This window comes from Saccharopolyspora mangrovi (assembly GCF_035320975.1).
Lineage (GTDB): Bacteria > Actinomycetota > Actinomycetes > Mycobacteriales > Pseudonocardiaceae > Saccharopolyspora > Saccharopolyspora mangrovi.
The window spans coordinates 1-6951 of the sequence record NZ_JAWLNX010000020.1 but is presented as its reverse complement, the minus strand read 5'-3'; the positions used below and the strand labels follow the sequence as shown (position 1 = coordinate 6951).

General features: G+C 70.3%; 8 protein-coding genes. 4 read left to right on the top strand and 4 right to left on the bottom strand.

Translation table 11 applies throughout. From position 1 onward, the window contains the following. Nucleotides 1–130 precede the first annotated feature (130 nt). Entirely contained in the window at nt 131–883 is a 753-nt protein-coding gene (locus R4I43_RS24525) for an SDR family oxidoreductase (protein ID WP_324268053.1), read from the bottom strand. Between the two features lie 94 nt (nt 884–977). On the opposite strand from R4I43_RS24525, the gene R4I43_RS24520 reads away from it, so the two are divergent. From R4I43_RS24520 to R4I43_RS24505, 4 genes are read left to right on the top strand one after another with little or no spacing between them, the layout of a single operon-like run. Next, the gene (locus tag R4I43_RS24520; protein WP_324268052.1) at nt 978–1727 is read left to right on the top strand and encodes an enoyl-CoA hydratase family protein; all 750 of its coding nucleotides are present in this window, start codon (nt 978–980) and stop codon (nt 1725–1727) included. Next, on the top strand, nt 1728–2597 hold the full coding sequence (locus R4I43_RS24515; RefSeq protein WP_324268051.1) for a CoA transferase subunit A: 870 nt from the start codon (nt 1728–1730) through the stop codon (nt 2595–2597). It abuts the gene before it with no gap. Next, nucleotides 2594–3337, top strand: a complete 744-nt coding sequence (locus R4I43_RS24510; protein ID WP_324268050.1) for a CoA-transferase subunit beta — start codon at nt 2594–2596, stop codon at nt 3335–3337. The genes R4I43_RS24515 and R4I43_RS24510 overlap by 4 nt, the downstream gene beginning before the upstream one ends. 11 nt (nt 3338–3348) lie before the next feature. Continuing rightward, nucleotides 3349–4404 carry an NAD(P)H-dependent flavin oxidoreductase gene (locus R4I43_RS24505; protein WP_324268150.1) on the top strand — a complete coding sequence of 352 codons (1056 nt, stop codon included), beginning with the start codon at nt 3349–3351 and terminating at the stop codon, nt 4402–4404. 93 nt (nt 4405–4497) lie between these two features. Here the strand turns inward: R4I43_RS24505 and R4I43_RS24500 are convergent, their stop codons facing one another. From R4I43_RS24500 to R4I43_RS24490, 3 genes are all read right to left on the bottom strand, one after another. Continuing rightward, the gene (locus tag R4I43_RS24500) at nt 4498–5124 is read right to left on the bottom strand and encodes a TetR/AcrR family transcriptional regulator (protein ID WP_324268049.1); all 627 of its coding nucleotides are present in this window, start codon (nt 5122–5124) and stop codon (nt 4498–4500) included. A 45-nt stretch (nt 5125–5169) separates the two neighbouring features. Beyond that, nucleotides 5170–5943: an SDR family oxidoreductase gene (locus R4I43_RS24495; protein WP_324268048.1), complete on the bottom strand. Its 774-nt coding sequence runs from the start codon at nt 5941–5943 to the stop codon at nt 5170–5172. Further along, nucleotides 5940–6951: acyl-CoA dehydrogenase family protein (locus tag R4I43_RS24490; protein WP_324268047.1), on the bottom strand; the 1012-nt coding region annotated here is incomplete at its 5' end. The genes R4I43_RS24495 and R4I43_RS24490, both read right to left, overlap by 4 nt.

The window sequence follows — 6951 nt, the reverse complement described above, 5'->3', positions numbered from 1 at the left end:
GCACCCCGATTACGGCGGTAATCCGCCTCCCCGGTCTCGGGACCCGGATTACTCCGGTAATCCGTTCCCCAATTACCGGAGTAACCCGGGTCCACGAGGGGGATCACTGCGGTGATCGGGGTTGGTGGGGTCATGGGCGGATGGTGTTGAGGTAGGTCGAGGTTTCGCCTCCGCCGTGGACGGTGAGGTCCGAGCCGGTGATGTAGGCCGCCAGCGGGGAGGCGAGGAAGAGGCAGGCGTTGCCGACGTCGGACGGTTCGGCGAGGCGCCCCAGCGGGACGATCGAGCTCAGGTCGGTCTCGCCGTAGTGGTCGGTTTGGTCCTCGGAGCTGACCAGGCCCACCACGACGCCGTTGACGCGGACCTCGGGGGCCAGTTCCTGGGCGAGCGTGGCGGTGAGGTTGTCCAGGCCGGCCTTGGCCGCGCCGTAGGCGGCGGTGCCCGGTGAGGGGCGGCGGCCGGAGACGCTGCTGATGTTGATGATCGAGCCCCCGGTCTCCGCGAGTGCGTCGCGGGCGTGCTGGGCCAGCAGCAGCGGTGCGATGAGGTTGAGCTCGACGACCTTGCGGTGCAAGCGGATCGAGGACGTCGCGGTGTCGGCGACCGGGGTGCCGCCGACGTTGTTCACCAGCACGTCCAGCCGTCCGGAGCGCTGCCGGATTCCCTCGACCAGCTCGGCGACCTGGTCGCTCTCGCGGACGTCGACCTGCGTGAAGTGCGCGGTGGCCGAGCCGTGCGAGGGCAGTTCGTCGACGGGTTTGCGGGCGCAGACGTGCACTTCCGCTCCTGCGCGCAGGAACGTCTCGGCGATTCCCGCGCCGATGCCGCGCGTTCCGCCGGTCACCAGCACGACCCGGCCGGTCAGGTCGATCTCGATGCCCATCCGCCGCTCCCTGCGTTCTCGCCCCTGGCGGGGTGTCCTGCGGTGTTGCTACGGTAACAACCCAACCAAACAAGTGCTAGGTTTGGCAGGTGGCATGGGCACGCAAATCGAACGGCGGGACGGCGGAATCGTCGTCATCACCGTCGACCACCCACCGGTGAACGCACTGCCGGTCAAGGGCTGGTTCGACCTCGCCGAAGCGCTGCGCGACAGCGGTGCCGACCCGCAAACCCGGGTCGTGGTGCTGCGCGCCGAGGGACGCGGTTTCAACGCGGGTGTGGACATCAAGGAACTGGCCGCCGACCCCGGCCACGACAAGCTCGTCGCCGTCAACAACGGCTGCTACGAGGCGTTCAAGGCCGTCTACGAGTGCCCGGTCCCGGTGATCAGCGCCGTGCAGGGCTTCTGCGTCGGCGGCGGCATCGGCCTGGTCGGCAACTCCGACCTCATCGTCGCCAGCGACGACGCCACCTTCGGCCTGCCGGAGGTCGACCGGGGCGCGCTGGGCGCGGCCACGCACCTGTCCCGGCTGGTGCCGCAGCACATGATGCGCGCGATGTTCTACACCGGGCAGACCGCCACCGCGCAGCAGCTCGCCGAGTTCGGCTCGGTGCACGGAGTCGTTGCGCGCGAAGGTCTCCTGGACGCGGCGCTGGCGGTGGCCGCCGACATCGCCGCGAAGAACCCGCTGGTGATCCGCAAGGCCAAGGCCGCGCTCAACGGCATCGACCCGGTCGACGTCAACCGCAGCTACCGGTTCGAGCAGGGCTTCACCTTCGAGCTCAACCTCACCGGAGTGTCGGGCGAGATCCGCGCCGAGTTCGGCCGCGAGAAGGAGGCGTAGGTGCAGGACAAGCAGCTGACCGTCGACGAGGTGGTCGCCCACCTGCGCGACGGCATGACGATCGGCATCGGCGGCTGGGGTTCCCGGCGCAAGCCGATGGCGCTGGTGCGCGCGATCCTGCGCTCCGACCTCAAGGACCTGACGCTGGTGTCCTACGGCGGACCCGACGTCGGATTGCTGTGCGCTGCGGGCAAACTCCGCAAGGTCGTCTACGGTTTCGTGTCGCTGGACTCGATCCCGCTCGACCCGCACTTCCGCGCGGCCCGCCAGCGCGGTGAGCTCGACGTCGCCGAGTACGACGAGGGAATGGTGCTGGCCGGTCTGCGCGCGGCGGCGGCCCGACTGCCGTTCCTGCCCACCCGCACCGGGATCGGTTCCGACGTGATGGCGCTCAACCCCGGTCTGCGCACCGTCCGCTCCCCCTACCCCGACGGCGAAGAGCTGGTCGCGATGCCCGCTCTGAACCTCGACGTGGCGCTGGTGCACATGAACCGCGCCGACCGGCACGGCAACGGCCAGTACCTCGGCCCGGACCCGTACTTCGACGACGTGATGTGCGCGGCGGCCGAGCGCAGCTTCCTCAGCTGCGAGCGGATCGTGCCCACCGAGGAGCTCACCGAAACCGCTCCCCCGCAGTCGCTGCTGATCAACCGGCTCCACCCGCAGGGCGTGGTGGAAACCCCCAACGGCGCGCACTTCACCAGCTGCGTGCCCGACTACGGCCGCGACGAGGCGTTCCAGCGGCGCTACGCCGCCAGCGCGAAACTCGGTCAGTGGGAGGAGTTCCGCGCCGAGTTCCTGAGCGGCGACGAGGCGGAGTACCAGGCGGCGGTCGAGAAGTTCCACGCGCGTGCGGAGGTGCCGGCATGACGATCACCAGGGCCGAGGTCTGCGCGGTGGCCTGCGCCGACAGCTTCGCCGACGCGGGGTCGGTCATCGCCTCGCCGTTCGGCACGATCCCCTCGATCGGCGCCCGGCTGGCACGGCTGACCAGCGCACCCGAGCTGCTGCTCACCGACGGCGAGGCGATGCTGCTGGTCGAGCCGACCCCGCTGGGCGAGGAGTCCACCGGCACGGTCGAGGGCTGGCTGCCCTACGGCAAGGTCCTGGACCTGCTGGCCGGTGGCAAGCGCCGGGTGATGATGGGCGCTTCGCAGGTGGACCGGTTCGGCAACCAGAACATCTCCCGCATCGGTGACTGGGCGCAGCCGAAGGTGCAGCTGATCGGGGTGCGCGGGGCTCCGGGCAACTCGGTCAACCACACCACGAACTACTGGATCCCCCAGCACAGCACCAAGATCTTCGTCGAGTCGGTCGACCTGGTGGCCGGTGTCGGGCACGACCGGGCGAACCAGGTGGGCGCGAAGTTCCACGACGTGCAGGTCGTGGTGACCGACCTGGCGGTGCTGGACTTCCGGGGTCCCGACGGCGCGATGCGGCTGCGCTCGGTGCACCCGGGTGTGAGCGTGGACGAGGTGCGCGACAAGACCGGTTTCGAGCTGGCCGTCGACGAGGTCGCCGAGACCCGGCTGCCGACCGACGAGGAGCTGTCGCTGATCCGGGACCACATCGACCCGAAGGGGTTGCGGGACAAGGAGGTCGCGGCGTGATCGAGCAGCAGCTGCGCACGCCGCTGTGCGACCTGACCGGTGTGCGTCATCCGATCGTGCAGACCGGTATGGGCTGGGTCGCCGGGCCGAGCCTGGTCTCGGCGACCGCCAACGCGGGCGGGCTCGGCGTGCTGGCCTCGGCGACGATGACGCTGCCGCAGCTCACCGACGCGGTCCGCGAGGTCAAGGAGCGCACCGGGGAGCCGTTCGGGGTGAACCTGCGCGCGGACGCCGGTGATGCGGAGGAACGCGTCGACCTGCTCATCCGCGAGGGCGTGAAGGTGGCCTCGTTCGCGCTGGCGCCGTCGCAGCGGCTCATCGGCAAGCTCAAGGACGCCGGGGTCGTGGTGGTCCCGTCCATCGGGGCCCGGCGGCACGCCGAGAAGGTCGCCGCGTGGGGCGCCGATGCCGTGCTGGTGCAGGGCGGTGAGGGCGGCGGGCACACCGGTCCGGTCGCCACCACGCTGCTGCTGCCGCAGGTCGTGGACGCGGTCGACATCCCGGTGATCGCCGCCGGCGGGTTCTTCGACGGACGCGGGCTGGCCGCCGCGCTGTGCTACGGCGCGGCCGGGGTGGCGATGGGCACCCGCTTCCTGCTCACCACCGACAGCCGGGTTCCCGACGAGGTCAAGCGCTCCTACCTGGAGGCGCAGGTGGGCGACACGGTCGTGACGTCCAAGGTGGACGGTCTGCCGCACCGGATGCTGCGCACCGACCTCACCGACTCCGCCGAGTCGCAGGGCCTGCTCCGACGCCTCCCCCGCGCGCTGCGCCAGGCGGTGGCGTTCAAGTCGCTCACCGGCATGACCTGGCGGCAGCTCGCCAGCGACGGCCTGGCCATGCGCAAGGCCCAGAAGCTCCCCCTCAACCGGGTCCTGCTGGCGGCCAACACCCCGATGCTGATCAAATCGGCCCTGGTGGACGGCCATCCCGAGGCGGGAGTCCTGCCGGCGGGCCAGGTCGTCGGCATGATCGACGAACTCCCCAGCTGCGAGAAGCTCATCGACGCCCTGATCACCGAAGCGGCCAGCACCCTCCGCCGGACCGCGGGGCCCCTGACCTCCTGACCACGATTTCGCGCGAAGTTCGACCTCCGAAGTTCGCACTCGAATTTCGCGCGAAATTCGAATCCCCCACGCGACCAGGAGCGTTACCGCTGGTCAGCGGGTTACGATGCCGTCGCAGAGAATGTTGATGTACTGGTCCGCGATGGACTTGATGCTCAGCTTCCCGTTCGGGTTGAACCAGTGCACCGTCGTCCAGACGGTGTCGCGGATGAAGCGGTAGGTGAGCTTGAGGTTGAGGTCCTCGCGGAAGACACCCGCCTTCTGGCCCTCCTGGAGCACGCGCAGCCAGGTCTTCTCGAACTCGTCGGCCACCCCGGGCAGGTAGTCGAAGCGCTCGAACTGGGCCAGGTAGTTGGCCTCGTTCTGGAAGATCGCGATGGCGGCCGGGTGCTTGCGCAGCGCCGAGTAGGACCGCTTGATCAGCTCGGTCAGCGCGGTGCGCGGATCCGGCGCCTCCTCGATGATCTTGGCGTTGGCCTGCCGCTGGTCGTCGAGGAACTCGCGCAGGATCTCGTCCACCATCGCCTCCTTGGAGTCGAAGTGGTGGTAGAGGCTCCCCGAGAGGATGCCGGCTGCATCGGCGATGTCGCGGACCGTGGTCGCCAGGAACCCACGGGTGGCGAACAGCTCGCCGGCGATGGCGAGCAGTTCGGCGCGACGTTCGGAGCCGTTCTCCCGCGCCGGGCGGTTGCGTGCGGACAAGCGCTTGGTCGAGACCACGAGGCCATCCTCTCAAAGCCGCTCCGGCGGGGCGCGCCGGAGGGTTCACGGGTGCTGGTTGGAGACCGAGATGACCTCGCCGGTGAGGTACGTCGAGTAGTCCGAGGCGAGGAAGACGATCACGTTGGCGATCTCCCACGGCTCGGCGGAGCGGCCGAACGCCTCGCGTTCGGTGAGCGTGGCCAGCAGGTCGTCGGAGGTGACCTTGGCCAGGTTCTCGTGCATCACCAGGCTTGGCGCGACGGCGTTGATCCGGACCCCGAGCTCGGCGGCGTCCATCGCGGCGCACCTGGTCAGGGCCATCACACCGGCCTTGGCGGCGGCGTAGTGGGACTGCCCGGCCTGGGCGCGCCAGCCGACGACGGAGGCGTTGTTGACCACCACACCGGGGTTGCCCTGCTCGCGGAACAGCCGGGTCGCGGCGCGCGTGCAGCGGAAGGTGCCGCCGAGGGTGACGTCGACGACCTTGTCCCACTGCTCGTCGGTCATCTCCAGGATCGAGGCCGTCCCGCCCAGCCCGGCGTTGTTGACCACCACGTCGACCTGGCCGAAGGTGCTGGTCGCGGTGTCGAACATGCGCTGCACCTGGGACTCGTCGGTGACGTCGCAGGCCACCGAGGCGACCTTGGCGCCGGGCAGCTCGGCGAGCTCGGCGCAGGTCTCGGCGAGCCTGCGCTCGTGCCGGTCGCTGATCAGCACCTGGGCGCCTTCCTCCAGCATCCGGCGCGCCACGGCCGAGCCGATGCCGGTGCCCGCGGCGGCGGAGACGACCGCGGTCTTGCCGTTGAGCAGCCCGTGCGCGGGCGGTGCCTGGGTCATCGGGTGCCCTCCTGGGGTCGGGGTTCGCGCGGCAGGCCGAGCACCCGCTCGGCGATGATGTTGCGCTGGATCTCGTTGGAGCCGCCGTAGATCGTGTCGGCGCGGGTGAACAGGAACAGCCGCTGCCCGCTGTCGAGGTCGTACGGCTCGCCCTGGGCGACGAGCCCGGCGGGCCCGGCCACGGCCATCGCGAGCTCGCCGAGCTCGCGGTGCAAGTTCGACCACAGCAGCTTGACCACCGAGGACTCCGGCCCGGGTGGCCCTTCGGCACCGAGCAGCCGGAAGACGGTGCAGCGCAACGCTTCCAGATCGGTCCAGGCGCGGGCGACGCGGTCGCGCAGCAGCGGGTCGTCGAGCGCGCCGTGGGCGCGGGCCTGCTCGGTGATCTCGGCGAGCTCGCGGCGGAAGACGACCTGCTGGTCGACGGTGCCGATGCCGCGCTCGAAACCGAGCGTGCCCATCGCGACCTTCCAGCCCTGCCCGACCTCGCCGACGACGTGCCCGGCCGCGGTGCGGGCGTCGTCGAAGAACACCTCGTTGAACTCGGAGGTGCCGGTGAGCTGCATGATCGGCCGCACCCGAATGCCGGGCTGGCCCATCGGCACCAGGAAGTACGACAGCCCCTGGTGGCGGCGCGCATCGGGATCGGTGCGGGCGAGCACGAAGCACCAGTCGGCGACGTGCGCCATCGACGTCCACACCTTCTGGCCGTTGAGCACCCACTCGTCGCCTTCCAGGCGCGCGGTCGTGGCGACGTTGGCCAGGTCGGAACCGGCCCCGGGCTCGGAGTAGCCCTGGCACCACAGCTCGCGCGCGCCGACGATCTCGGGCAGGAACCGCTTCTGCTGCTCGGGGCTGCCGAAGGCCATCAGGGTGGGTCCGAGCAGCTCTTCGCCGATGTGGCCGACGCGGACGGGCGCTTGGGCCCGCGCGTACTCCTCGTGGAAGATGATCTGCTGCCCGACGGTGGCTTCGCGCCCGCCGTACTCGGCCGGCCATCCCAGGCAG